Origin of the sequence: Lacibacter cauensis (assembly GCF_007830055.1) — a bacterium.
GTDB classification, from domain to species: Bacteria; Bacteroidota; Bacteroidia; order Chitinophagales; family Chitinophagaceae; genus Lacibacter; species Lacibacter cauensis.
Window position 1 is genome coordinate 190,166 of the sequence record NZ_VLLE01000004.1, and the last position, 26,279, is coordinate 216,444.

21 protein-coding genes are annotated in these 26,279 nt (G+C 41.8%); 10 read left to right on the plus strand and 11 right to left on the minus strand.

Features of this window, described 5'->3' with window-relative positions; genetic code table 11:
* Nucleotides 1-167: 167 nt before the first annotated feature.
* Together IQ13_RS10985 and IQ13_RS10990 are read left to right on the plus strand one after the other, a co-directional pair.
* Nucleotides 168-3,281, plus strand: a complete 3,114-nt coding sequence (locus IQ13_RS10985) for a WD40/YVTN/BNR-like repeat-containing protein (RefSeq protein WP_144886425.1) — start codon at nt 168-170, stop codon at nt 3,279-3,281.
* An 89-nt stretch (nt 3,282-3,370) separates the two neighbouring features.
* The gene (locus tag IQ13_RS10990) at nt 3,371-4,825 is read left to right on the plus strand and encodes a hypothetical protein (protein WP_144886426.1); all 1,455 of its coding nucleotides are present in this window, start codon (nt 3,371-3,373) and stop codon (nt 4,823-4,825) included.
* On the opposite strand, the gene trmD is transcribed toward IQ13_RS10990, so the two are convergent.
* Nucleotides 4,826-5,503, minus strand: coding sequence for a tRNA (guanosine(37)-N1)-methyltransferase TrmD (gene trmD, locus IQ13_RS10995; protein WP_144886427.1), 678 nt, complete (start codon nt 5,501-5,503; stop codon nt 4,826-4,828). It lies immediately after the preceding gene.
* A 118-nt stretch (nt 5,504-5,621) separates the two neighbouring features.
* On the opposite strand from trmD, the gene IQ13_RS11000 reads away from it, so the two are divergent.
* On the plus strand, nt 5,622-6,593 hold the full coding sequence (locus IQ13_RS11000) for a hypothetical protein (protein ID WP_144886428.1): 972 nt from the start codon (nt 5,622-5,624) through the stop codon (nt 6,591-6,593).
* On the opposite strand, the gene IQ13_RS11005 is transcribed toward IQ13_RS11000, so the two are convergent.
* The gene (locus IQ13_RS11005) at nt 6,590-6,976 is read right to left on the minus strand and encodes an Hsp15 family ribosome-associated heat shock protein (protein WP_144886429.1); all 387 of its coding nucleotides are present in this window, start codon (nt 6,974-6,976) and stop codon (nt 6,590-6,592) included. The genes IQ13_RS11000 and IQ13_RS11005 overlap by 4 nt on opposite strands.
* 57 nt (nt 6,977-7,033) lie before the next feature.
* Between IQ13_RS11005 and IQ13_RS11010 the strand changes: the two genes are divergently transcribed.
* A complete protein-coding gene (locus IQ13_RS11010; protein ID WP_199758241.1) occupies nt 7,034-9,205 on the plus strand; it encodes a S9 family peptidase in 2,172 nt (723 codons plus the stop codon).
* Nucleotides 9,206-9,392: 187 nt separating this feature from the next.
* Nucleotides 9,393-10,685: a metal-dependent hydrolase family protein gene (locus IQ13_RS11015; RefSeq protein WP_144886430.1), complete on the plus strand. Its 1,293-nt coding sequence runs from the start codon at nt 9,393-9,395 to the stop codon at nt 10,683-10,685.
* A 223-nt stretch (nt 10,686-10,908) separates the two neighbouring features.
* Here IQ13_RS11015 and IQ13_RS11020 read toward each other — a convergent pair whose 3' ends face one another.
* The 4 genes from IQ13_RS11020 to IQ13_RS11035 form a co-directional block, all read right to left on the minus strand.
* On the minus strand, nt 10,909-12,273 hold the full coding sequence (locus IQ13_RS11020; protein WP_144886431.1) for a dipeptidase: 1,365 nt from the start codon (nt 12,271-12,273) through the stop codon (nt 10,909-10,911).
* A 289-nt stretch (nt 12,274-12,562) separates the two neighbouring features.
* On the minus strand, nt 12,563-13,516 hold the full coding sequence (locus IQ13_RS11025; RefSeq protein WP_158637373.1) for an endonuclease/exonuclease/phosphatase family protein: 954 nt from the start codon (nt 13,514-13,516) through the stop codon (nt 12,563-12,565).
* A 123-nt stretch (nt 13,517-13,639) separates the two neighbouring features.
* Nucleotides 13,640-14,389, minus strand: a complete 750-nt coding sequence (locus IQ13_RS11030) for a superoxide dismutase (protein WP_144886433.1) — start codon at nt 14,387-14,389, stop codon at nt 13,640-13,642.
* Between the two features lie 49 nt (nt 14,390-14,438).
* A complete protein-coding gene (locus tag IQ13_RS11035) occupies nt 14,439-15,866 on the minus strand; it encodes an LptF/LptG family permease (RefSeq protein WP_144886434.1) in 1,428 nt (475 codons plus the stop codon).
* A gap of 15 nt (nt 15,867-15,881) precedes the next feature.
* Between IQ13_RS11035 and IQ13_RS11040 the strand changes: the two genes are divergently transcribed.
* A complete protein-coding gene (locus tag IQ13_RS11040) occupies nt 15,882-16,478 on the plus strand; it encodes a hypothetical protein (RefSeq protein WP_144886435.1) in 597 nt (198 codons plus the stop codon).
* Here the strand turns inward: IQ13_RS11040 and IQ13_RS11045 are convergent.
* Nucleotides 16,475-16,855, minus strand: coding sequence for an START-like domain-containing protein (locus tag IQ13_RS11045; RefSeq protein ID WP_144886436.1), 381 nt, complete (start codon nt 16,853-16,855; stop codon nt 16,475-16,477). The genes IQ13_RS11040 and IQ13_RS11045 overlap by 4 nt on opposite strands.
* Nucleotides 16,856-17,161: 306 nt before the next feature.
* Between IQ13_RS11045 and IQ13_RS11050 the strand changes: the two genes are divergently transcribed.
* On the plus strand, nt 17,162-18,028 hold the full coding sequence (locus IQ13_RS11050) for a sigma-70 family RNA polymerase sigma factor (RefSeq protein WP_144886437.1): 867 nt from the start codon (nt 17,162-17,164) through the stop codon (nt 18,026-18,028).
* 86 nt (nt 18,029-18,114) lie between these two features.
* Entirely contained in the window at nt 18,115-19,752 is a 1,638-nt protein-coding gene (locus IQ13_RS11055; RefSeq protein WP_144886438.1) for an ArnT family glycosyltransferase, read from the plus strand.
* Nucleotides 19,753-19,797: 45 nt separating this feature from the next.
* On the opposite strand, the gene IQ13_RS11060 is transcribed toward IQ13_RS11055, so the two are convergent.
* Complete coding sequence (locus tag IQ13_RS11060; RefSeq protein WP_242009532.1) at nt 19,798-20,493, minus strand: SAM-dependent methyltransferase; 696 nt, start codon at nt 20,491-20,493, stop codon at nt 19,798-19,800.
* A 38-nt stretch (nt 20,494-20,531) separates the two neighbouring features.
* On the minus strand, nt 20,532-21,293 hold the full coding sequence (locus IQ13_RS11065) for an EI24 domain-containing protein (protein ID WP_144886440.1): 762 nt from the start codon (nt 21,291-21,293) through the stop codon (nt 20,532-20,534).
* A 64-nt stretch (nt 21,294-21,357) separates the two neighbouring features.
* On the opposite strand from IQ13_RS11065, the gene IQ13_RS11070 reads away from it, so the two are divergent.
* Complete coding sequence (locus IQ13_RS11070; protein ID WP_144886441.1) at nt 21,358-21,981, plus strand: DNA-3-methyladenine glycosylase; 624 nt, start codon at nt 21,358-21,360, stop codon at nt 21,979-21,981.
* Between the two features lie 52 nt (nt 21,982-22,033).
* Entirely contained in the window at nt 22,034-23,491 is a 1,458-nt protein-coding gene (locus IQ13_RS11075; RefSeq protein WP_144886442.1) for an SLC13 family permease, read from the plus strand.
* 967 nt (nt 23,492-24,458) lie between these two features.
* Here IQ13_RS11075 and IQ13_RS11080 read toward each other — a convergent pair.
* Both IQ13_RS11080 and upp read right to left on the minus strand, forming a co-directional pair.
* The gene (locus IQ13_RS11080) at nt 24,459-25,472 is read right to left on the minus strand and encodes a PorP/SprF family type IX secretion system membrane protein (protein WP_144886443.1); all 1,014 of its coding nucleotides are present in this window, start codon (nt 25,470-25,472) and stop codon (nt 24,459-24,461) included.
* Between the two features lie 132 nt (nt 25,473-25,604).
* Complete coding sequence (gene upp, locus IQ13_RS11085) at nt 25,605-26,255, minus strand: uracil phosphoribosyltransferase (RefSeq protein WP_144886444.1); 651 nt, start codon at nt 26,253-26,255, stop codon at nt 25,605-25,607.
* Nucleotides 26,256-26,279: the final 24 nt, after the last annotated feature.

The following is a 26,279-nucleotide window of genomic DNA, read 5'->3' on the forward strand; positions in this document are numbered from 1 at the left end:
ATGTAAAAACAAGAACACCGCCTTTAACAAGAAATATGCCGTGTAACAGAAGTGCCGGATAATTCTTTTACAAAATAGATGAATGGCCGTTTATCAATATCTGTCTGCAGATACCGGCTTTGCATCTGAATCCTTTGTAATTTCCCATCCAACTAATTGTATTGAACATGAGAAAATCAATCTTGCTTGCAGGTACGCTGCTCAGCGTACTGTTTTCATTTGCGCAAAAAAAGCAACCGATAATTGCAGCCTCATCAAACGAAGAGTCTGTTTATGGTGCGTTGAAGTACCGCTCCATTGGGCCGTATCGTGGCGGGCGAAGTGCTGCTGTTGCAGGAAGTTATTCCAACAAAACAACATTTTACATGGGTGCCACCGGTGGTGGTGTTTGGAAAACAACCGATGGTGGCAACAACTGGAAAAACATCAGCGATAAATATTTTGGTTCGTCCATTGGTGCAGTTGCTGTTGCACCCAGTGATGAAAGTATTGTGTATGTGGGCGAAGGCGAGAATACCATGCGTGGGAATGTAAGCGAAGGCTTAGGTGGTATGTGGCGCAGCGATGATGGTGGACGCAGCTGGAAAAATATTGGTTTGAAAGATGGACGTCACATCATCCGCATTCTCATTCATCCCAAAAACCCAGATGTAGTATGGGTAGCAGTGATGGGCCATTTATTTGGACCGAACGAAGAGCGTGGTGTATATAAAACAACCGATGGCGGTAAAACATGGAAACGCACATTGTTTGTGAACAATCAAACAGGTGCCAGCGATTTAGTAATGGAACCTGATAATCCATTGGAGATGTATGCGGGTATGTGGCGTGTGATCCGTACGCCGTACAGTTTGGAAAGTGGTGGCGAAGGTAGTGGTTTGTACAAATCAACCGATGGTGGTGAGACGTGGACGAATGTTTCAGCAAAAAAAGGTTTACCAAAAGGCACCTGGGGCATTGTAGGTGTTGCATTTGCACCATCAAATCCTGAACGTATTTACAGCATTATTGAAAATGCAAATGGTGGATTGTTCCGTAGTGATGATGCTGGTGAAACATGGCAGCAAATGAGCAGCGATAACAATATCCGCCAGCGTGCATGGTATTACAGCAAAGTATTTGTTGATCCGAAAAATCCGGATTTAGTTTATTGCCCGAATGTAAACTTCATGTACAGTCGTGATGGTGGAAGAACCTTTCAATCGCTCCGCACACCACATGGTGATCATCATGATCTGTGGATTGACCCCAACGATGGCAAGCGCATGATTGTTGCTGATGATGGTGGTGCACAGGTAAGTTATGATGGTGGTAACAACTGGAGTACGTATATGAATCAACCAACGGGACAATTCTATCGTGTATCAACCGATAACAGTTTCCCGTATCGCATTCTTGGAGCGCAACAGGATAACTCAACTGTTCGTATTAAAAGCAGAACAAGTGGCGCCGGTATAACCGAACAGGATTGGCAGGAAACAGCCGGCAGTGAAAGTGGTTATGTTGTTGCTGATCCAAACAATCCGGATGTAGTTTATGGTGGCAACTATGGTGGTTATCTTTCACGCCTTGACCATAAGACAGGTGAGAACAGAGCGATCAGCGTGTGGCCCGATAACCCGATGGGTGCAGGTGCCGATGTGTTGAAATATCGTTTTCAATGGAACTTCCCCATCTTCTTTTCACCACACAACCCCAAGAAATTATATACTGCAGGCAATGTGTTGTTTACAACAGAAAACGAAGGTCAAAGCTGGACCGCTTTATCGCCAGACTTAACAACCAATGATAAAAGCAAACAAAAATCTAGTGGCGGCCCGATTACGCAAGACAATACCAGTGTTGAATATTACTGCACCATCTTTACTGCAACAGAAAGTTTTGTAGAAAAAGATTTGTTGTGGACCGGCAGTGACGATGGCTTGATCAACGTAAGTAAAGATGGTGGCAAAACATGGGAGAATGTTACACCGAAAGATGCGCCGAAGTTTATGATGTGGAATTGTGTGGATGTTGATCCGTTTAAAAAAGGTGCTGCTTATTTTGTGGGCACACGTTACAAGCTGGATGATTACACACCCTACATCTACAAAACAGAAGACTATGGCAAAACATGGAAGCTCATCACCAACGGCATCAATAAAATGCATTTCACCAGGGCAATGCGTGCCGATCAGAAACGTGCAGGCTTATTATATGCCGGTACCGAGTTTGGCATGTACATTTCGTTTGATGATGGTGCCAACTGGAAACCGTTTCAACTGAACATGCCTGTTGTACCAATCACCGATATGACCATCAAGGAAAATGACTTGATTGTTGCAACACAAGGCAGAGGCTTTTATGTATTGGATGATCTTACTGTTTTACAACAGGTGAAAGCAGATGTTGCAAACAAAAATCTGCATGTGTTTGATGTAAACCCCGGCTGGCGTATGCCGATGAGCCGTTTCAGTCGCCGCTTTGGTACGGCACAAAACATTGGCGAAAATCCTGCGGGACCATTAGTGATTACGTATTATGCAAAAGATGTAACGGATTCTACCAAAGCATCCATTACCATCATGGATAAAAACAAAAAGCCCATCAAAACATTCAGTACCGATGGTAAAGACAAACTCGATATTAAAAAAGGATTGAACAAGTTTGCATGGGATCTGCAATATCCACCTGCTGAACCAAGCGAAGGCATGATCCTCTGGAACGGTGCACCGGGTACTATTACCGCAGCACCGGGTACTTATTTCGCTAAAGTGAAAGTTGGCAGCGATTCAAGTGAAGTGCCGTTTACGATTAAAGCCGATCCGAATTACCGTATGACGCAGGAAGCTTACGAAGAACAATTCAACTTCCTCTTAAGTGTGCAGCAAAAGTTCAACGATGTGCAGAAAGGCATTAAAGACATTCGTGCATTGCGTACACAGATCAATGAGTTTGTTGGCAGGCAAGGAAAAGATTGTCCGAAAGAAATTAAAGATATGGCAACTGCTATCACCAAAGAGTTGACTACAATTGAAGAGACCTTGTATCAAACAAAATCAAAAAGCGGACAGGATCCATTAAACTATCCCATCCGCATCAACGATAAACTGAGCGGTGTATTTGATGTAGCCAACAGCGGTGTAAATGCACCCAGCAAGCAATCGAAAGAAGTATTTGCTGAGTTAAGCCAACAGGCCGATGAACAATTGAATAAGCTGAAGAAAATTGTGAGTGAAGATGTGCCGAAGTTTAACCAGTTGATCAGGGAAAAGAATTTACCGGTGATTGGTATAAAGTAAACGACCTCATCGCATTCCTTTTTTGTTGCGGCGGCCTTTGGCCGCCGCTTTTCATTTGCAGAACTAACTGCTTCTGATTATTTTCGGGTATGCTCAACTTGCTGCGTTCACTTACTGAAGAAAAAGCTGTAAAATTATTATCATTAGCATTTTTTATCATCCTGCTTGTGCTCTTATTTGCTTCTTCTACAACTACAGATGAAGGTGATAGCCTGATGCATTTCCTATATGCGAAATATGCCTTTCGTTATCCTGCTCATTTTTTCAATCAATGGGCAAAGCCGGTTTATGTAATGGTGATGGCTCCATTTGCTCAGTTTGGATTTGCTGCTGTTCAACTGGTAAACATATTTTTTACAACAGCCAATTTCTATGTTGTATATCGTGTGGCAAAACAGGCCGGCATTCCCAATGCATGGATGGCTTCATTGATCTATGCAGCCACACCCCTGAGTGTACTTGTTTCATTTTCCGGTTTAACTGAACCGATGTTTGCCTTTGCAACACTTCTGTCAATTCTTCTGTTGCAACAAAAGAAATTCTATTTTTCGCTTCTGCTTTTTTCATTTCTTCCATTTATCAGATCAGAAGGGTTGCTGGTATGCGGTGTAATTTTTATCTACTTACTGGTTATTGAAAAATATGACCTGATTCCTCTGCTGTTATTCGGACATATTTTTTACAGTCTTACAGGATATTTTGTACATCATGATCTCATGTGGGTGTTTAATAAATTATCCTATGCAACTTTAAGCAGTGCTTATGGTAGTGGAAGATGGTTTCACTTTTTTAATGTAATGTCCGAAATAACAGGCGTGGTGGTGAAGTATCTTTTATGGGCAGGCGTTTTTTATGGATTCATTCTTCTCATACGTGCCTTGCGAAAAAAAATCAATGAAACAGAACAGCAGGAGTTATGGTTATTGTATGGAATATTTCTTGCGGTATTTGCAGGCCATATTGTTTTTTGGGCATTAGGAATTTTTAATTCAATGGGGTTGGTAAGACCTATTGCAGGTATCACTCCGTTGATAGCCATTATCGCTTTACGGGGTATTCAATATGTTACTGCTTCTATTCAGCAATGGAAAGCCGGATTATACGTCCAATACCTGTTGCTTGCTGCAGTACTTGTCTTTCCTTTTACTTCAAATGTATATGCGTATAAATGGAACCGTGATTTTGAATTGAAAGCCGATCAGCAGGCGCAATTGCAACTGGTGAAATATATCAAACAACATTACCCGAATTACAACCAGCAAATAATGTATCATGTGTTACCCTGGATAAGTATTCAATTAAAACAAGATTGGTTTAATCCGAATCAACATATACATATCAATGATGCTTTTACCAGAAACCAATTTAAAAAGGGCGAATTATTTATTTGGGATGATTGGTTTGCTGTAGTAGAAGGACATGCACCACTGGAAGCTGTACGAAAGGATGGGCGTTTTAAAGAAGTGATTACATTCGAAGCGAAAGATTATTGGGGTAATGTGAGAAAAACGGTACTCTTTGAATATGTTGGAAAAGATGAATAATTATTCATCCAGCAAATCAGGTCTTCTTTCTTTTGTACGTTGCAAAGCCTGTTCGTGCCGCCACTCTTCAATTTTTTTCAGATCACCACTTAACAGGATGTCCGGAATTTTCCAGCCATTGTAATCGGCCGGGCGTGTGTACACCGGTGGGGCCAGTAACTGATCCTGGAACGAATCGGTAAGTGCAGATGTTTCATCGTTCAACACACCGGGAATGATACGGCCGATTGCATCCACCAAAACAGCCGCTGCCAATTCGCCACCGCTCAACACATAATCGCCAATGGAAATTTCCATGGTTACATAATGCTGGCGAATGCGTTCATCTATGCCTTTGTAATGACCGCAGATGAGTAACAAATTTTCTTTGAGCGAAAGTCGATTAGCTGTTTGTTGTTTTAACGTAACACCATCGGGTGTGAGGTAAATAATTTCATCAAACTTCCTTTCCTGCTGCAATTCATTGATGGCTTTTTCCAAAGGTTCGCACATCATCACCATACCTGCACCACCGCCATATTGGTAATCATCCACCTGTCCGTATTCATTCACCGCCCACTTGCGCAGGTGATGAACGGTAACAGTGAGCAGCCCTTTGTCCTTAGCCCGTTTCATAATGGAATGGTTCAACGGGCTATCGAGCAATTCTGGAACAATGGAAAGAATGTGAATATGCATGAAGCAAAGATAAGTACGAGGTACGAAGTAAGATGTACGAAAACTGACTCACAGCAGTGCTTCGACAATTAACAATTCGTTTTTGCGACCCGCAATTATTTTTAAACAAACTTTTTTTATGCGACGACTTTTACCTTTCATCGCTCTTGCATTCTTCACTTCCTGCTCGGTTTATACACCCGGCCAATACCTTAACCCGCCTGTAAACTCCCTTTCCAATATTCCGTTACGTGCGCATACCAATGAAGTAGATGTTTTCTTCAACAATGAAAAACCGGGCAAGCCGTACTACCGTGTTAAAATGGTAGAAGTGCAGGGCGATCCTTTGCTCAGCTCCGATCAAATGCTGAAACGGTTGCAGGAACAGGCTAAAAAAGAAGGCATTGATGCCTTACTGATTACCGACATTGGTAAACAAAGTAACACCACCACCACACTGCCCGCCGGCGATGGGGTGATTGCTTACCAAAAGCTGGTGGCGCTTGGCTTAAAGTATAAAGACCGCATCACCTATATGAACCAGATTTTAAAAGAACAAATGGTAAACCTATGGCCCGACGATAACCCGGAACCCAAACAATTCAGCATCCATTTTAATTTAAACGGACAGCTGTTGCCTTTTAAAGACGAGTTCACCAAAAAATTTTTCAATAACGAACTGTATTGTTTCGAAGATGAAAACACGGTGTACGCTCCGCTTACAAACTGGGCCTATCACCTCGATACATTGAATCATTTCTTTGCCAAGAAGATGATTGAAAACAATGTAACGCTTATTCAGTCGAGGTTTCAGTTAGTTGGTGGCGATAACCTTGGAGCTACAATTAAAATAAAAAAGCCCGGAACTGAGATGTTTGATCAATTTGAACTCGAACGTTACTACAGCAGTAGCAGTGCTCTTCCTTACGAACGAAAATTACGCAAACGAAAAGCAAAGACGTATGAGTGGGAAGAAGAAATTACGTACCGAACAGATGGGTTACCCGATACAATCAAACGTTACCGCATCAGTAACGGACGCAGGTTGCTTTATTTTGAAATTGAAAATATTTATCACACAACAAATGATTTACCCGAAGCCGAATTTTAATCTTCCATAAAATCATCTAGGTCTCTGCGTTCTTTCTTGGTGGGTCGTCCAACCTTGCTCAAACGTTTACCGGTATGGAAAGAGGAAGCTAAATACTGGATGCGTTCCAGTTCTTCGGCAGGCGTAATATCAATGTAGTATTTGATCGCCTCGCTGTACTGTACTCGGTTGTGCAATAGTCCGGTTACTTTTATTCGCCAACGTTTCGCTTCTGTTTTTACTTCGTATTCATCACCCACACTCACCAGCTTCGATGCTTTGCAGGCATCGCCATTGTACTTTACTTTACCACTGTCGCAGGCAGCTGCTGCCTGGCTGCGTGTTTTAAACAGCCGGATACTCCAGAGATACTTATCAATACGCAGTTTTTCTTTCGCTTCCATAACTGCTGCAATTTACAATTTGTGTTTTGATTATATTCGAACACTCAACTCAACATTATGAAGAAGTTTTTTCTTGGATTTTGTTTTTTAGTTTTTGGCTTTTTATCGTTTGCCCAATTTAAAGCCGATAAAATTAAATGGACGGCCGATGGCTCTTCCATGTACGAAAAGGAAAAGAACAGCATCACCAAAATGAATTTGAAGACAGGTCAGCAAACGGTGCTCGTTCCTGCAGATGTATTAAAAGCAAATGGTAAAACAATCAACGTCGCTGATTTTGAAGTAAGCAATAACGATCAGCTGGTGCTCATCTTTACCAACACAGCCCGTGTATGGCGTTACAATACCAGAGGCGATTATTGGTACTACCACATCCCCACCAAACGTTTACAGCAGATCGGGAAAGATCGTCCTGCACAAAGTTTGCTCTACGCCAAAATTTCGCCCGATGGTGAACTGGCAGCTTATGTTTCGGAAAACAATCTCTATGTAGAAGAGCTTGCTTCCGGCAAATCGAAAGCACTTACATCAACCAACAATACCAAAAAACTCATCAACGGTACATTCGATTGGGTGTACGAAGAAGAGTTTGGTTGCCGTGATGGTTTCCGCTGGAGTGCCGATGGTAAAAGCATTGCCTACTGGCAGGTAGATGCGAACCAGATCAAAGATTATTACATGCTCAACACAACCGATGGTAATTATTCGAAAGTAATTCCGGTAGAATACCCGAAAGTAGGTGAACAACCATCGCCGGTAAAAATTGGCGTGGTTACCATTAAAACAGGTGAAACAAAATGGATGAACATTCCCGGTGATGCGGCTAATAATTACTTGCCACGTATGGAATGGAGCGGAGCAAATGAATTGATTGTGCAGCAACTCAACCGTAAGCAAAACGAAAGCAAACTCTATTTCTGCAATACAACTACCGGCGAAGCAAAACAGTTTTATGCAGAAACGGATAAAGCATGGATCGATATTAAAAGCCGCTGGAACGATGATGATCCACGTGGTTGGGAGTTTATCGAAAAAGGAAAATCGTTTTTATGGGTGAGTGAAAAAGATGGCTGGCGACATATTTACAAAGTAACACGTGAGGGAAAAGAAACATTACTCACCATTGGCAATTATGATATTGCAGCCATCAGTGCAGTAGATGAAGCAAAGAATGAATTGTATTTTATTGCATCGCCCGACAATGCGATACAACGTTATTTGTACAAAGTTAAAATGGATGGCAAGAGCAAAGCAGTGCGTGTAACACCTGCAGGTTACGAAGGCACCAACAGTTACGAGTGCTCCCCTACCGGACGTTATGCGGTGCATAGTTTTACCAGTCGCTCGGTTGCACCTGCCACACAGTTTTTAAATCTTGCTACTCACAAACCTGTTGCAGGCGATGAATTATTGAAAACAATCAAACCGGTTAATAAAGACAATCTGGAATTCTTTACCATTACCACCGAAGATGGTGTTACAATGGATGGCTGGATCAGTAAGCCGAAGAATTATGATCCAACCAAAAAATATCCTGTGCTGCTGTATGTGTACAGCGAGCCCGCTGCAACAACAGTGGAAGATGATTTTTATGCCGGCAATAACTTTTTGTTTGGTGGCGATATGAATGCACAAGGTTATTTCTATGTATCCTTCAACAGCAGAGGTACACCAACGTTGAAAGGTGCAGAATGGCGCAAGAGTATTTACAAACAAATCGGCCGCATCAATATTCGTGACCAGGCAATGGGTATGAAAAAGTTATTGGCAGATCGTTCTTATCTCGATGCAAGCCGTGTTGCTGTGTGGGGCTGGAGCGGCGGCGGTTCATCTACCCTGCATTTATTGTTTCAATATCCCGATCTGTTCCAGACAGGTATTTCCATTGCAGCAGTAGGTAATCAATTGTTTTACGATAATATTTACCAGGAACGCTACATGGGTTTGCCACAGGAAAACAAAGATGATTTCATCAAAGGTTCTCCTATTACCTATGCAAAAAACCTGAAAGGAAATTTATTGTACATCCATGGCACCGGTGATGACAATGTGCATTATAGTAATGCCGAAGTATTGGTGAATGAATTGATCAAGCAGGGTAAGCTGTTCCAGTTTATGCCTTACCCTAACCGCACACACAGCATCAGCGAAGGGGCTGGTACGTTTCAACATTTATCGAAACTGTACACTGCGTATTTAAAAGAGAAATGTCCTCCGGGAGCGAGATAAAAATTCTGATAAAAACGGGATGCTTCGCATCCCGTTTTTATTTTGAGAACTTCAACCTGACAGGTTTATTTCCTATTTGCCAACAACCTTCAGTTTTGCTGATTTCTCTAAACGCATTAACCTGTCAGGTTACATAAGTAACTTAATCAACCAAATAATCTTAACTTAACGTAACAACCAAATTTGCATGAGACAATTTCTTTTTTTCTTCCTCCTGCTTACAGCAGTGCAGGTAACAGCACAACGTACATTGATTCATTGCGGCAAACTCATCGATACAAAAGATGGGAAAGTCATTAACAATGTAACCATTATTGTACAAGGCAATGCTATTGTGGATGTGGTGAATGGTTTTACAACTGCTGCAGCCAACGATAAAGTGATCGACTTAAAAAACAAAACGGTGATGCCCGGCTTAATGGATATGCATGTGCATTTAGAACAGGAAACCAAACGGGGAGCTGTAGCCGATAAGTTTATTCAGAATCCATCCGATGTGGCGTTTCAAAGTACGGTGTATGCACGTGTAACTTTAATGGCAGGTTTTACAATGGTGAGAGATTTAGGCGGCAGCGGCGTAAATCTTTCGTTGCGTAATTCAATTAATAAAGGCATTGTTGTTGGGCCTCGTATTTTTTCTGCAGGCAAATCCATTGCTACAACAGGCGGCCATGCAGATCCTACCAATGGTTACAGGAAAGATCTGATGGGCGATCCCGGTCCGGCAGAAGGTGTTATTAACGGACCGGAAGATGCGTACCATGCCGTTCGTCAGCGTTATAAAGATGGAAGTGATTGCATTAAGATCACGGCGACAGGTGGTGTGTTGAGCCAGGCAAAAGATGGCTCCAGTCCACAGTTTACCATTGAAGAAGTAAAAGCTATTGTAACTGCTGCCAAAGATTATGGTTTTATTGTGGCTGCACATGCACATGGTGCAGAAGGAATCAAGCGTGCTATTAAAGGTGGTGTTACCAGCATTGAACACGGAACGTATTTAGATAACGAAGGCATTGCACTCGCCAAAGAATACGGCACCTGGTTAGTGCCAACCATTACTGCAGGTAAATCAACAGCAGATAGTGCAAAGATTCCCGGCTACTATACAGACATTGTTACACCAAAAGCCTTGGCGGTTGGTCCGCATATCCAAAACACCTTTGCAAAAGCGTACAAGGCAGGTGTAAAGATTGCCTTTGGTACCGATGCAGGTGTGTTTGCACATGGTAAAAACTGGATGGAGTTTGTATACATGACCGAAGCCGGCATGCCGGCCATGGAAGCCATTCAATCTGCCACTAAAAATGCAGCAACCATGTTGAACATGTGGGATAAGCTGGGCAGTATTGAAAAAGGAAAGATCGCCGATATTATTGCTGTTGATGGCGATCCGTTAACCGATATTCAGGTGATGGGTAAAGTGGTTTTTGTGATGAAGGATGGTAAAGTGTATAAGAAAGATGGGGTGCAGGTATTGTAAGATGTTTGATTCAAGATGTAGAAAATATTTATGAAGTTCATTGCTGCTGCCATCCTGACGAAGGAAGGATCTGTTGCTTTTTGCACCGCAGTTGAACAGATCCCTCGTTCCTCGGGATGACAGTTCTTTTCGTCACTAGTTCTTTCTTCATCAAGCCTAGATTGTATAAATAAAAAAGGCGCAGAAAAATCTGCGCCTTCTGTGTTATCTGTGAGCAAAACAATTACGCTTCCGCAAAGTGCTTATGGAAATACGGGATCGTTTCAATGCCTTTATAGAAATTAAAAATATCGTACTTCTCATTCGGGCTGTGCAGGTTGTCGCTGTCTAAACCAAAACCCATGAACACGATCTTAATACCGAGTTCTTTTTCAAACAACGCACAAATAGGAATACTGCCACCGCCACGCACAGGAATAGCCTCTTTGCCAAATGTATCTTTAATAGCAGCAGCTGCAGCTTTGTAAGCCTTGCTGTCAACAGGCGTCATGTACGGTTCGCCACCATGATGCTCATGTGCATTTACCGTTACACCTGCTGGTGCTATGCTCTTAAAGTAATTCAATAATTTCTCCGTGATCTTTTCGCTTGATTGGTTGGGTACCAACCGTGCAGAAATTTTTGCAAATGCTTTCGAAGGCAAAACAGTTTTTGCACCTTCACCGGTATAACCACCCCAAATACCGTTCAACTCTAATGTTGGACGGATACCGGTACGTTCATTGGTCGTAAATCCATTTTCGCCCCAGAGTTTATCTACTCCCAAATCGGCAGCGTATTCGTTTTCATCGTAAGGAGCAGCAGCCATCATCTTGCGTTCTTCGGCAGTTGCTTCCACTACATCATCATAAAAACCGGGAATGGTGATGTGGTTGTTTTCATCATGACAGCTGGCAATCATCTTCGCCAACATGGTAATTGGATTGGCAACAGCACCGCCGTACACGCCACTGTGCAAGTCACGGTTCGGGCCGGTTACTTCCACTTCAATATAACTTAAGCCACGCACACCAATATCAATGCTGGGGTTCTCCATGCTGATCATGGCTGTATCGCTGATGAGCACTACATCTGCCTTCAGTAATTCTTTATTGGCTTTTACAAACGTTGCAAGGTTGGGACTGCCCACTTCTTCTTCACCTTCAATGCAAAATTTAATATTGGTAGTAAGCGAATTTGTTTTCACCATTGTTTCCAATGCTTTCACGTGCATATAAAACTGCCCTTTATCATCGCAGGCACCACGTGCATATATTTTTCCGTCTTTAATTGTCGGATCAAACGGATCGCTGTGCCAGAGGTTTAACGGATCAACCGGCTGTACATCGTAATGGCCATAAACCAACACTGTTGGCTTCGACGGATCAATGATTTTTTCGCCATACACAATCGGGTGACCGGGTGTTTCATAAATGGTCACCGTATCGGCACCGGCTTCGAGCAAACGTTGTTTCACCGCTTCTGCACACGCCACCATATCGGTTTTATTTTCACTTTTCGCACTGATTGAAGGAATACGTAAGAGATCGAGCAACTCATTTAAAAAACGTTCCTTGTTTTGTTCCTGGTAATCTTTCCATGCCTGCATAATACAATAGTTTAATGCTTTTGAATAAGGAGTACGAATGTAGGAGTTCGGCCCAAGGTTGCCAAGTTTTTACCAAGTGCGTTGAGGCAGATGCCGGCAAAACTTGACCCACTTTTACGTAAGGGTTAAAGAAATGTGAAGAAGAAAAATATGTGTGGAAGTTCTGCAACATTGTATCTTTTCCATCGTTAATATTGCATCCATAACGGCCTCTGCAGATGCTACTTCCCGCTTGCTATTGTGAAGATGTTTTCTGCAGGGGCCGTGACTATTTCGGGCCTATTCTTTTTTATAATTTAATGGTTACAGCAACAGGACAATGATCGGACGCTCCCTGTTTATCGGTAACTCCCTCGAATCTTGCTCCGCTATATTTGGTTGCTTTTGTAACAATGCCTTTCCGAACAATTACAGGTATTGCATCTGGATTTGTTGTGGCCAGTTGTTTCGACAGAAAAATATAATCGATTTGTTTGTAGCGTTCATCTATAGGCACAGTCGTTTTATCCCAGTAATGCGTCCATTGTTCAGCAACATCAGTAATGCGTGTCTGCACAATATTTTCCATCCAGTTACTTCCTACTAATTTTTTCAAGCTTGTTTTATCGTCGGGGTAATCGTTTAAATCGCCCAACACAATCCAGTTGCTTTTCTCCGGTTTGTTTTTGTATTTCTGTTTAATGATGTCTAACACAGCCTGCGCCTGCAGTTCTCTTCTTGCTGCCGTCTTGGCCCTTTTTTGTGCAGGTGTAAGATTGCCTTTGTCGAACATCGATTTAAAATGATTGACAAATAAAGTAAGCGGTTTATCGCCAATGAGAAAATCAGCTTCCAAGCAATCTCTCGAAAACACAGTTGTTAATCCGCTTTTGAGATACTGGTGCGTTTTTACATAGCTGATAGGAATTTTGCTGATGATGGCCACGTCAATCAATCTCGGATCATTTGCATCAATCAACATCCTGTATTTATAACCGGAAGAAGAAAGATATTGCGATACAAAGTTTTTCAGCGTATCCATATTCTCCACTTCCTGCAAACAAACAATATCTGCCTTGGTAGCTTTAATGGCATCGGCAGTAAGTTGTCGTTCAGTTTCGTTTACAGTTGACAGCACCGACTTATCAATAACAAACCCATCGGTAATTTTTTTCTCTACCTGTTCTTTGGTAAGATTTTTATTGAAGCGGTAACGACGAAACAGGTTTTCGCAATTGAAGGTTGCAACAGTAACAGTAGGCATATAAATAGTTTTGTTAGAAAGATACTGTTTAACCGGTGCTGCTGCAATACTGCAAAACGTGCAGGCCATACAATAAAAAAGCCCTGCAATGCTGCAGGGCTTCGTTATCGCTTTGTATGATTTTTATAATGCGGAATAACGTTGCTGCACAAATTCCCAGTTCACAACTTTCCACCAGGCTGCAATGTAATCGGGACGTTTATTCTGGTACTTAAGATAGTAAGCATGCTCCCACACATCTAACCCCAGCAGTGGTGTTCCTTTAATATCGCTCACATTCATCAATGGATTATCCTGGTTAGGCGTTGAACCGATTTTCAATTGTTTGTTCCCATCCACATACAACCAGGCCCAGCCACTACCGAAACGGTTTTTACCGGCATCGGTAAACTGTGTTTGAAATGCTTCGAAACTGCCGAACGATTGCTGAATAGATGAAAGTAATGCACCAGTTGGCTGTCCGCCACCATTGGGCTTCATACAACGCCAGAACAATTCGTGATTGTAATGACCACCTCCATTGTTGCGAACCTTGGCTGAGTAGGCAGAGATATTGCTGAAAATATTCTCCACCGGTTTACTCTGATCGATATTCTCAGCTTTTGCTGCATCACGCAAATTGGTTGCATACGCAGCAGCATGTTTGCTGTAATGAATTTCCATGGTCATGGCATCAATGATCGGCTCAAGGTCTTTATAGCCATAAGGCAAAGGCGTTTGCTCAAAGCCAACCAATGCAGCTCCACCACTAATAACTTTTGCAGAAGTACAACCTGCCAACAGATCAACACCCGCTACACTTGCGGCGGCTACAGCAACCGTTGTTTTTGCAGTCTGGTTAATAAAACCACGACGTGAAATATGATTTGCCATAATACTGAGTTTTTGTGGATGTAAGTTACAACCAAATGCTTTGCAGCTGTTATTGTTTTTCTTTTAACCAACGGCTCATGCCAATGCGCCGCATGGTGCGGTAATAGAACTCCGCATTAAAGAGGTTGGAATCTTTCATGGCCTTCCACGTTAAGAATATTCCGATTGGAATTAATATAGCGGTAGACATCCACATACCGGTGAGCGGTTGCATGGCATCTTCTTTTACTAACTTCTCCCCTGTTGTATTCATGATGTGAAATACAATAAAGAAGAACACAGAAATTACCAATGGCAATCCAAGCCCGCCTTTACGGATGATAGAACCTAGTGGAGCGCCTATCAGGAACAACACCACGCAGGCGAATGAAAGTGTGAATTTGCGATGCCGCTCGAGCTTGTGCAAACGTAATTGTTTTTGCTGCTCCTGGTAATCGTACGATAAAAATTCTGCCACACTTTTTACGCCTGATATTTTTGTTACAGCATTTGAATACACATTCCGCTTCAAAGAATCTGGAATTAGCTGATCGATATTTTTCGCCTTTGATGCAAAAGGTTTATGTTTTTTCCAAAGGCTGTCGGGTACCGATTGCATGGGCAACGATGGCCTTAGTTCATTTTTTGATTTTGTACGAAGCTTCAGCACTACTTTGTCCAGCGAATCTACAACCGTGTTTAGTTGTTGCAGGCTCAACATTTTGTAATACGTTTTAAACGTTGAGTCGGCTGTTTTATTCAGTTTAAACGAACTGAGGTCGAATACTTTCTTATACTCTTTAAAGCCTAAGCGGTAATACTCGGTTTCAATGGTTCCGGGGTTTCCTTTTTCCTGGTAGCGCCAGCCATTTTGCAAGTTGAAGGAGAGAAAGCGCTGATCGGGAGAGATCGTCATTGTACCTTTTTCTGCAAGAATGATATTATCCTGCAGCGTATAGTTGTGCTCGTATATGACAACGTTATAAATGATGGAGTCGTTTTCTTTCCGGCCGATCTTAATAGTATATCCATCAAGTTTTTTATAAAACACACCTTCTTTGATATCAAATGCCGGTTTCGCAACACGTATATCGTACAACAGCGTACGCATTTTTAATTCAGCAACAGGAATAACATAGTTGGCAAACGCAAAGGCAACCAATCCTAAAATAACCGATACAACCAGCACAGGGCGCATAAAACGCACCAGGGGTATACCTGCACTTTTGATGGCAACCAGCTCAAACGATTCGCCCAGGTTGCCAAAAGTCATAATGGAAGAAAGCAAAATACCCAATGGCAATGCCAGCGGAACAAGCGTAGTACTTACATAAGCAATAAACTGGAGCAACGTAAATGTATCAATTCCCTTCCCCACAAAATCGTCGATGTATAACCAGAAGAATTGGATAACCAGGATAAAAAGCGCAATAAAGAAAGTAGCAAGAAAAGGCCCGATAAACGCTTTTATGATAAGTTTGTCTAACTTTTTTATCACTGATCTTCTTTTTTTATGCAGGAAAAAGCAAATGTAAGTCTTTCAGCTTTTGAGCGACAACTGGTAAGCGATCCTGCGTGGATTTTAACAAAGAACGGTATTATTGAAAAGGTTTATGCCTTGTTTGGCAATTTGAGTGAAACGTACAAACAAACCGGGCTTTTGCAAAAGCTTCCTGCCGAAATAACTGCTGCAGGCGCAAAAATTTCCAAAGGCGAAAACTATGAAGGATTGCCGTATGTTATGCTCGACTATCCTCGTTGCTTCAGTAAAGAAAATGTATTCGCTGTACGAACGTTTTTCTGGTGGGGACATTTCTTCAGCATTACACTGCACATGAAGGGAACTTACCTGCAGCAATACAACGCATCAATACTGGCCTATGAACCTATACTTACTGCAAATGATGTTTGGGTAAATAACAGCGATGAGGAATGGCATCACCATTTCAGGAGTAACAATATGCAGTTACTGAATGGAAATAAAACATTACTGCAAAACAGACAGATTCTGAAACTGGCTTTTGTTTGCAGTTTGGTAGATTGGGATTTTGCCGAAGAAATACTTGAACAGAAATTCCGTTTATTGCTGCAATCGGTACTGAACAGTTAGCTGCCAATACGGTGAAAGAGATCTTTCACCTGGTATTCCCACAATTGACTTTGGTCTTTGATTTCTTTCTTCTCCGCAAAATCTTTCACAATCAGTATTGTCTGATTGGAAATCTCAGTGCGTTCGATCCGGAATTCAAAATATTCATCTTTTGGAGAATGCATCCAACGATAACGTACAAACTTATCTAATTCGCTGTCCAGCATTTCTGCTTTTTCGTCAGAACCGTTCCAATTAAATGAAAAAACTCCGTCACGCTCATCCACTTTATCTGCAAACCACTCCTGTAATCCGGAAGGAGTTGATAAGAACTCGTATAAAATAGTAGGAGAACATCTTACTGGAAATTCCAGTGTATATAATACTTTCTTGCTCATTTCAGTTTCGCCAGGCGATTTGTTGCAATAATAAAAAAATAAAAGAGGAATCAAAATTTTACTTTGTCTTTTTTGTTTAACTATAAAAATTATTTATTAAACAAAACAGACTGATTTTGCTGAAATGCAAGCCCAGTAAGGGTTTTTTTTGGTGAAAATTGTAAATACAGTTAAATTAGGATGAAGTTTTAAAACCTAACACCGAGGTAACATAGATGTTTTTATTTGTGGTTCGCTATGTTTCCGGGGTTGAAGGTCCTTAGCTATGAAATAACATCAACAACCTAAAAACCAGAGCTTATGAGCATGCGCCAACTCAAAATCACAAAATCGATCACTAACCGTGAATCGCAAAGTCTTGAAAAGTATTTGCAGGAGATCGGTAAAGTAGAACTTATCAGTCCCGAAGAAGAAGTAAAACTTGCCGAACGGATTAAACAAGGTGATCAACGGGCATTGGACCGTTTAACAAAAGCCAACCTACGTTTCGTTGTATCTGTGGCAAAACAGTATCAGAACCAGGGTCTCTCACTTCCCGACCTCATCAATGAAGGTAATCTTGGCTTAATTAAAGCCGCACAACGTTTCGATGAAACACGGGGTTTCAAATTTATCTCTTACGCTGTGTGGTGGATTCGTCAAAGTATTTTACAGGCTTTAGCCGAACAATCCCGTATTGTTCGCTTACCGTTGAATAAAGTTGGATTAACCAACCGCATCAACAAAGCTTTTTCGCAGCTGGAACAGGAGTACGAACGTGAACCTTCTGCTGAAGAGCTTGCAGAAATGTTGGAAATTGAAATTGAAGAAGTTTCTTCTACACTCGGCATTTCCTCTCGCCACGTAAGTATGGATTCGCCATTGAGCGATGGAGAAGAAAATACACTGATGGATGTATTGGAAAATCCCAACGCAACTGCAACCGATGGAGAGCTTGATCATAACGAGTCGTTGAAAACAGAAATTACCCGTTCGTTAAAAACACTCACAGAACGTCAGCAGGATGTAATCAAATATTTCTTTGGTATTGGAGTCGATCATCCACTGAGTTTGGAAGATATCGGCGAACGCTTTAACCTTACAAGAGAGCGTGTTCGACAGATCAAAGACAAAGCCATCAGCAAGCTGAAAACAAACAGCCGCTGCAAACTGCTGAAAGGTTATCTCGGATAAAAATTTTACACATCAGTTATAAAAGGGAGCGTTGCTCCCTTTTTTTGTTGCCTATCTTTAAGCCCTTAATCGTTTATCTTCGTTTTATGATGAACCGGTTCGCAACTTACCTGTTGATTACTGTGCTTGCAGCATTACTTTTTTTTCACTCTCTTGGAAAAGTGGCGCTGTTCGATTGGGACGAAATCAACTTCGCTGAAAGTGCCCGTGAAATGATTGAAACGGGCAATTACATGCAGGTGCAGATCAACTACGAACCGTTTTGGGAAAAGCCACCACTGTTCTTCTGGATGCAGGTAGCATCGATGAAGCTGTTTGGTGTAAATGAATTTGCTGCAAGGCTACCCAATGCGTTGTGCGGCGTTGCAACCTTGCTCATTCTATTTGGCATTGGCCGGAGATTGCATAACGAACAGTTTGGTCTTTGGTGGGCCTTTATTTATGCAGGCACTTTTCTGCCGCATCTTTATTTCAAAAGCGGCATCATCGATCCGTGGTTTAACCTGTTTATTTTTCTTGGTATTTACTTTCTATCACGCTTTCTTGCAGCGAAAGAAGAACGCAAGCCGTTTTTACAGCACTTGCTTTTTTCCGGCTTGTTTACCGGCGTTGCCATATTAACCAAAGGACCGGTTGCATTGCTGGTCGTTCTGTTAAGCTATGGCGTTTTTATTCTTTTTAACCGTTGGAAAGGCTGGGTCAACATCAAATATTATCTCATCTGGGGATTGGTTGTACTGCTTGTTACGCTGGTCTGGTTTGGATTAGAAATTGTGGAGCATGGCTGGTGGTTTGTAAACGAATTTATTACCTACCAGATTCGTTTGTTTAAAACCAAAGATGCAGGCCACGGCGGTTTCCTGTTGTACCATTTTGTTGTGGTGCTCATTGGTTGCTTCCCCGCTTCTTTATTGATTTTCCGCTACCGTAACCAGCAACACGAAAACAAACAACAACAGATCTTCCGGATGCTGATGATCGCTTCACTGCTTGTGATTTTAGTAGTGTTTACGATTGTAAAAACAAAGATTGTTCACTATTCATCGTTTACTTATCTACCAATAGGTTACCTGGCTGCAGCAACAATCACCGGTATTATCAAGCGCACTGCAACAATAAAAGGCTGGCAAAAAATCGCCTTGCTGGTGCTGGGCATTATCTGGAGTATCCTCTTTATAGCCTTACCGTTAATCGGCAACAACATCCACTGGTTAAAACCATTACTTACCAAAGATGCGTTTGCAATGGCCAACATTGAAGCACAGGTAAGCTGGAATTATTTCTTAATGATTCCGGGTATTTTGTTCCTGGCTGCAATCATCACCAGCTTTGTATGGTTGCAGAAAAAGAAGTTTCAAAAGGCATTTGTTTTATTACTGATTACCTGCGCCGGCGCAATGCAGGTATTGCTTACTTCCTTCGCTCCACGTATTGAACAATATTCGCAGCATGCGGCGATTGAATTTTTCGAATCGCTGCAGGGAAAGGATGTGTATATTAAAACGCTCGGCTATAAAAGCTATGCACAATACTTCTACACACGCATTAAGCCGGGGCAACGCAAAGAATCGAAAGATGAAAGCTGGCTGCTGACAGGCCAAGTTGATAAACCCACTTACTTCATCAGCAAGAATACCTACGAACCAGAGGTGATGAAAAATTATGCAGACAAAGTAGAAGTGATTGGCCGTAAGAATGGATTTGTATTTTACAAGCGGAAGTAATTTCTTTCACTTTGTACTTCCAGCTTTGTACTTCGTACTTTCCCATTACCCCATCAAACAAAAGATCACCGGCTGTTTGTGCAATTCCGGTTTTTCTTTTTTCCAATCGGCCACCGTTTTTGTAACGATTGATTCATTGGCGGCAGTTAAATTTGCTGCTACGCAAATGCGTGTAGTGGGTTTACAAGTTTTGAGTATTGTTTCCAGCAATTGATTGTTACGGTATGGTGTTTCAATAAACACCTGTGTGCTTTGCTGTTTAGCCGAATATTCTTCAAGCTGTAGTAATTTCTTTTTACGCTGTTGTTCATCAATGGGCAAATAACCTACAAAGGCAAATTGCTGTCCGTTCATGCCGCTACCCATCAACGCCAATAAAATGGAACTGGGGCCTGCCAAAGGTTTAATGGTTGCTCCGTGCTGATGTGCAGCTTCGATCAACACCTGTCCCGGATCTGCAATGCCGGGGCAACCTGCCTCGCTGATGATACCGATGTTTTTACCGGCTTTGATCTGATTGATAAACGCCTGCTTTACTTCCTGCTCTGCTTTATGAATAGTGTACCATTCGTACTCGTCAATTACAATCGCTTTATCGAGCTTTTTTAAATACCGCCTTGCAGTACGTTCGTTTTCTGCAAAGAGTACTGTGCACTGTTTAATTGCATCCAACACGTAAGCAGGTATTGCCTCTAGACTTTCATCTTCTAACGGAGCAGGTATAAGAAAAACTGTTGCCAAAATGTTTGTTTGATTGCCGTAAAGATAACAGAAGCTGTTTACGGATTATCATCCTGGTGATATAAACTCAATGTTGCTGCAACAACAGCATATGCCGGTGCTAATACCCAACCTACAAACGGAATTACATGCAGCAGGAAAAAGACCATCCCATTACCAATAGCTAATCCTTTGCGGTTACTGATGAAGGCAATACTCTGCGATGGACTTAGTTTATGCCGTTCGGTGCTGTAATCGAGCATGGAAAAACCGTAGTAATAACACTCCACCAAAAAAGCAATCATCGGACTTACCCATCCTACTACAGGTATTAACGAAAAAAGCAAAATCGCAATAATATAAATGGTTTGCCATAAGGTGTTGCGTAATGCAAGACGAACTGCACGCCAGATATCTTTCAGCAGTTGTTTTAAATCGAACGGATAATCGTTTCCTTCGATAATATTTTCTGTTTTTTCGCTCAGGTAGGCAAACACCGGTGAACCCACTACCAGGAATAAAAACTTAAACAGCGAAAAATAGAAGAACAAAAGAATCAAACGGAAAATAATACTGGCTGTAATGAACAGGAAGTTGAGTAAACTGTTGTTCATTGAATCGAGCCAGCTTTTAATACCAACTGTATTAAATAGCCAGTCGAGAAAATCGCCGCTCGATGTCCAGAACAACCACATACCGCCCATAAACAACAACATGTATATGAACCCCGGAATAAGAATCCATTTCCATAACTTGTGTCGAACGATAAACTGATGCGCTCTGAAATAAGCCTGAACTGCAATAACTAATTCCTTTAACAAATGATCCGTTTTTAAGTGTGATGATAGTGGTGCTTAACAGGCGTTAGCAGCAAAATACAACAAAATGCAAAAGCTCGGCATAGATTTTTACAGAAGAGATGATGTTGCCCGTATTGCACAGGAATTACTGGGTAAATACATTGTTACAAAATTTGAACAACAATACACTGTTGGACGTATTGTTGAAACAGAAGCGTATGCCGGCATCATCGACAAAGCATCGCATGCATATAACAACAGAAGAACTGCAAGAACAGAAATCATGTTTGGCGATGCAGGACATGCTTATGTATATCTCTGTTACGGAATTCATCACTTGTTTAATGTGGTTTGTAATGTACCCGGCAAACCCGATGCTGTTTTAATACGAGGTATTGAACCGGTGGAAGGTCTCCCAATTATGCAGCAACGTTTTCATCAAAACAAATTCAACAGCAGCATAGGCCGTGGACCCGGTAATGTAAGTAAAGCATTGGGCATATCGGTTTCCCATACAGGTTTTCCTTTGCAGCAACAGCAACTTTTTCTGGCAGAAGAAAAGCAGGAGCAGTTTACAACAATGGCCTCGCCACGTATTGGTGTTGATTATGCAGCAGAACATGCAAAATGGCTCTACCGTTTTTTTATAGCAGATCATCCGCAGGTTACTAAACATGCGGTTAATAAAACTGCCGTTGCGTTACGATAAGCTTCCGGAGGCCCGCTGTTCGCCATCAACCAAACTATTTTATATTTAATGCATGAACCCAACCATTCAGTACCGGCTTTCGTTATTTGCCGGAATTGCATTATCGCTTGCCGCTTATCTCATTAACCCGTTTGGTTTAGATGCTGCTGCCAACAAAGCTGTTGCCGTTGCAGTTTTAATGATTACCTGGTGGATAGCTGAAGCATTACCCATGCCTGCTGTTGCTTTGCTGCCGCTGATTTTACTTCCGCTACTCAACATCAGCACAATGGAAGAAACCACAAAAGCCTACAGCAACCCGGTTATCTTTTTATTTATGGGTGGTTTTATGATTGGACTTGCCATTGAAAAATGGAATCTGCATAAACGCATTGCGTTAAGTATTGTAAAGCAAACAGGCACAAGCGGTAACCGTATTATACTCGGCTTTATCATTGCCACTTCTTTTTTAAGTATGTGGCTGAGTAATACCGCTACCACGATGATGATGTTTCCGATTGCATTAAGTGTAATTGCAGTGATGCGTGAGCATGAACAAACGGGTACAAGTCTTGCCAATTTTTCGATGGTGCTAATGCTGGTAATTGCCTATGCCAGTAATATCGGCGGTATGGCCACCATTATTGGTACACCGCCCAACGTCGCCTTTGTTGCATTTATTGAAAAAAAATATAACTATACCATTCAGTTTGTTGATTGGATGCTGGTGTGCACCCCAATGGTGATTCTGTTATTAGCAGCCTTATACTGGGTGCTGGCAAAATGGATGTTTCCTTCACGCATCAGCAGCAGTAAAGATGCCAACCGTTACATCACAGAAGAACTGCAGAAGCTGGGCCGTATGTCTACTGCAGAAAAAAGAGCATTATCTGTTTTTCTGCTCACAGCATTGTTATGGATCATCAAAGACCCCATCAATCAACTTGGCTTTCTTAAACTCGACGATAGTATAATCGCCATCTTTGGTGCATTGCTGCTGTTTGCAATACCAGCCGGTAAAACAGAAAATAACAAACCGGTTATGCTGCTCGATTGGAGCGATACTTCAAAAATGGCCTGGGGTATTTTATTATTGTTTGGCGGAGGTATTGCATTGGCAAATGCATTGGAGAAAGTGGGTGTAATGGCGCAAATAGGGCAATGGCTGGCTGGCTTCAGCCACATCAATGGTTTTGCATTGCTCATCATTATTGTGGTGATTTCTATTTTCCTCAGCGAAGTAATGAGTAATGTAGCACAGGTAATTGTATTTGCACCGGTGCTGGCTGCATTAGCCGATGCATTGCATCTCGATCCTTTATTGCTGGGTATACCTATGACGCTTGCTGCCAGTGCTGCTTCCATGATGCCGATGGGTACTCCGCCCAATGCCATTGTATTCAGCAGTGGTCATATAAAACTCAAGGATATGATCAAGGCGGGCTTTGTAATGAACATTGTCAGCATTATTCTCATCAGTTTATTCTGCTTGTATGTATTACCATTGGTAATGCATGTAATTGCGAAGTAAGAGCTGTTGAGAAGTGTATACAAAAAATTACCCCCGGAGTTCCGGGGGTAAAAATGACTTCAATTTTTTCTGGTCTTTTGGTCTTTACCTGTTTTACTTGGGTACAGAGAAGTCTGTTTGTTTTCATAAGGCCGTTTTTAAAAACGGGCATTGGACTTTTTTTGGTTTTCACTGCTGTTTTACCAACTTAGGATTTGGATCTTTGGTTTTTGGTTTTTTCAGGATTCGGATACTTTGGTTTTTCTTCAGGATTTCAGGATACGGTTTTTGTTTCGGATTTGGATTTGATTTTTCAGGATTTGGATACTTTGATTTTCGTCAGGATTTTTGGATTTGGTTTTTGTTTTGGATTCGGATCTTTGGTTTTTTCTGGATTCGGATTTTTGTACTCTGTTATTGTGATATAAAGCTACACCCACATTCTGCGCATACAAAACATTTTCGCATACTGTTTTCAAAAAATAGTGCCTGCATAGAGGGCAAGTAAGTGGTGTTACTTAGCAGCATCGTAAAGTTATTTTGCAACAGCAAAAGCTGCTTTAATAAGCTCTATTACAGTGTAATACAAATACTACAACCACTAAGGCTTTAACCCCTTTTCTCCGCTAAGTGTATGTTGGTTAAAAGCAATGAATAGCTCTGATATGTGCTGTTTACAGCGTTAACTGTTGTGCACGAACCGTTTTGAAAAGCATACATCTGCTTCTGTATTTTTTCCGTAGGTACTGATCTCAACTATACATCATGAAGAAGTCAAATCAGTAGTGATCTATTAATAAAGGAGAGGTATTGGTGCTATTTGTTCACTAGTAGCACGGTAGCAGCGTTTGCTATAGAATTGGTTTTTAAACGCACTGCCACTTTGCAGTTTGGCAGCCAGGCAACAGCCTGTTTTTGTTAAAAGAGAGAGGCATCGGTTTTATACCGATGCCTCTTTTATTGCGAAAGCTTTTATTTGTATAAATAATTAAAAACGGGGGCAATTCAACTTCTTCTTATTCGGATCAACATATTTCTTTGTCCAGATCAGCGAAATTTCCATACCGCCTCTGCGTTGCGATGCTGCTGCTAAACGGGAGGTATTCACATCGTACGAAAAACCGAAACGGTAGCTGCCAAATTCCAAACCTACGTAAGGAATAACCGCATCGCCATAACGTACCCATACACCAGCATATACATCTGTAGGATTCTCCGTAAAATCGCCATTCACAGTTCTGCCTATTGCCGCACCAAAAATTGCTTCGCTGGCTGCAGCCTGGCGCTGATAGTTGGCGCTAACAAATAATGTTGTCGCATCAGCAATGGGAAAATAACCACCGCCATGCACAGTGAACCTTGGGTTCATAATATACTGCGCATTTAAGAAACTTACCTTGGGGCGATTGATGTGGTACACCGATGCACCAATATAAAAGTTGTTGTAATCGTTGGTAGCACCGTTATAAATAAAGCCTGCGTTCACATCAGCATAGCTAATGTTTCTGAAACCGGTACTACCGAAAATTTCAGCTGTATTACCGGTAAAGCCAAGGCTGGTTAACTCATCCTGGAAATCGAGTTTGTTCAGATCGAGTCTGCGTTGTACATAGGTACCGCTAAAGCCAACTCCAATCTGATGATAACCGTTTTCATCAAGTCCTTTGTGATAAGCAACCGAACCCGAAATAAAACTGTTCTTCATTACACCATCACCATTAATATCGTACATGCCCATTACACCTACACCAAACTGATCAAATTCGGGAATGGTATTTCCCAAAATGCCAAAGTCGGCCGACAAGGTAGAGGTGCGAAACGCATTGTTGATGGTAGGCCATTGGTTACGATAGTTACCTGCCAGCCTTAATGTGCCATTAAATTTTCCGGTTAAGGCAGGATTAAGCGTAAGAGGTGAAGCAAAAAATTGTGAAAAATTAGGATCCTGTGCATAGGTCTGCAACACGATCAGCAAAAATGGTAAGAGTAAAAGTTTTCTCATTGAGAGCAATTAATGGTTAGACGTTTTTCAACCTTTTGATGCTGCTTTCTCCTTTTGGGTACAGCAAGTAAAACAACTAATTATTTTTAAACGTTACAAATTTCAATATCCGAATTAACATTTTCAGCAACCTTACATCTGCACTTTTGCGCCATAAGCCAAGTCGCCTGCATCGCCAAGGCCGGGTACTATATAGCCTTTGGCTGTTAACTCATCGTCAATTGCACCGCACCAGATCGTTACTTTGGGCTCGCTGCGCAGCACATACTCAATACCTACCGTGCAGGCAATGGCGCATACAATATGAATTTCTGAAGGCAAACCTTCATCCCGTAAATATTGGACGGTCTTTACCAAAGAACTTCCTGTTGCAAGCATGGGATCTGCAATAATCACCACCCTGTTTTCGAGGCTGGGACAACTTACATAGTCCAGACTTATTTCAAAGCTACCATCCCGGTGATGTTTACGGTAGGCAGAAATGAATGCATTATCGGCTCTGTCGAAATAATTGAGCAATCCCTGATGTAACGGCAAACCTGCCCTTAAAATTGTGGCAAGCACCGGTTGAGCCTTCAGCATTTTGGTGGGAGCAGTGCCTAAAGGCGTGGTAATTTCCTTTTCTTCCCACTCCAGTTGCTTGCTTATTTCATACGCCGCTATTTCACCGATACGTTCAAGATTTCTGCGAAAACGCATGCGGTCGGTCTGAATGTCGGTACTTCTTAACTCGCCGACCCAGTTTGATACGAGCGAATGTTGCTCACTTAAATTGATTACCATAGTGCTGAATATTTCAAAAAAACG

Excerpts from the sequence above, each read along its gene's own strand:
- IQ13_RS10985 (WP_144886425.1), top strand. The coding sequence starts at position 168 with ATGAGAAAATCAATCTTGCTTGCAGGTACGCTGCTCAGCGTACTGTTT.
- IQ13_RS10990 (WP_144886426.1), top strand. The coding sequence starts at position 3,371 with ATGCTCAACTTGCTGCGTTCACTTACTGAAGAAAAAGCTGTAAAATTA.
- trmD (WP_144886427.1), bottom strand. The coding sequence starts at position 5,503 with ATGCATATTCACATTCTTTCCATTGTTCCAGAATTGCTCGATAGCCCG.
- IQ13_RS11000 (WP_144886428.1), top strand. The coding sequence starts at position 5,622 with ATGCGACGACTTTTACCTTTCATCGCTCTTGCATTCTTCACTTCCTGC.
- IQ13_RS11005 (WP_144886429.1), bottom strand. The coding sequence starts at position 6,976 with ATGGAAGCGAAAGAAAAACTGCGTATTGATAAGTATCTCTGGAGTATC.
- IQ13_RS11010 (WP_199758241.1), top strand. The coding sequence starts at position 7,034 with ATGAAGAAGTTTTTTCTTGGATTTTGTTTTTTAGTTTTTGGCTTTTTA.
- IQ13_RS11015 (WP_144886430.1), top strand. The coding sequence starts at position 9,393 with ATGAGACAATTTCTTTTTTTCTTCCTCCTGCTTACAGCAGTGCAGGTA.
- IQ13_RS11020 (WP_144886431.1), bottom strand. The coding sequence starts at position 12,273 with ATGCAGGCATGGAAAGATTACCAGGAACAAAACAAGGAACGTTTTTTA.
- IQ13_RS11025 (WP_158637373.1), bottom strand. The coding sequence starts at position 13,516 with ATGCCTACTGTTACTGTTGCAACCTTCAATTGCGAAAACCTGTTTCGT.
- IQ13_RS11030 (WP_144886433.1), bottom strand. The coding sequence starts at position 14,389 with ATGGCAAATCATATTTCACGTCGTGGTTTTATTAACCAGACTGCAAAA.
- IQ13_RS11040 (WP_144886435.1), top strand. The coding sequence starts at position 15,882 with ATGCAGGAAAAAGCAAATGTAAGTCTTTCAGCTTTTGAGCGACAACTG.
- IQ13_RS11045 (WP_144886436.1), bottom strand. The coding sequence starts at position 16,855 with ATGAGCAAGAAAGTATTATATACACTGGAATTTCCAGTAAGATGTTCT.
- IQ13_RS11050 (WP_144886437.1), top strand. The coding sequence starts at position 17,162 with ATGCGCCAACTCAAAATCACAAAATCGATCACTAACCGTGAATCGCAA.
- IQ13_RS11055 (WP_144886438.1), top strand. The coding sequence starts at position 18,115 with ATGATGAACCGGTTCGCAACTTACCTGTTGATTACTGTGCTTGCAGCA.
- IQ13_RS11070 (WP_144886441.1), top strand. The coding sequence starts at position 21,358 with ATGCAAAAGCTCGGCATAGATTTTTACAGAAGAGATGATGTTGCCCGT.
- IQ13_RS11075 (WP_144886442.1), top strand. The coding sequence starts at position 22,034 with ATGAACCCAACCATTCAGTACCGGCTTTCGTTATTTGCCGGAATTGCA.
- IQ13_RS11080 (WP_144886443.1), bottom strand. The coding sequence starts at position 25,472 with ATGAGAAAACTTTTACTCTTACCATTTTTGCTGATCGTGTTGCAGACC.
- upp (WP_144886444.1), bottom strand. The coding sequence starts at position 26,255 with ATGGTAATCAATTTAAGTGAGCAACATTCGCTCGTATCAAACTGGGTC.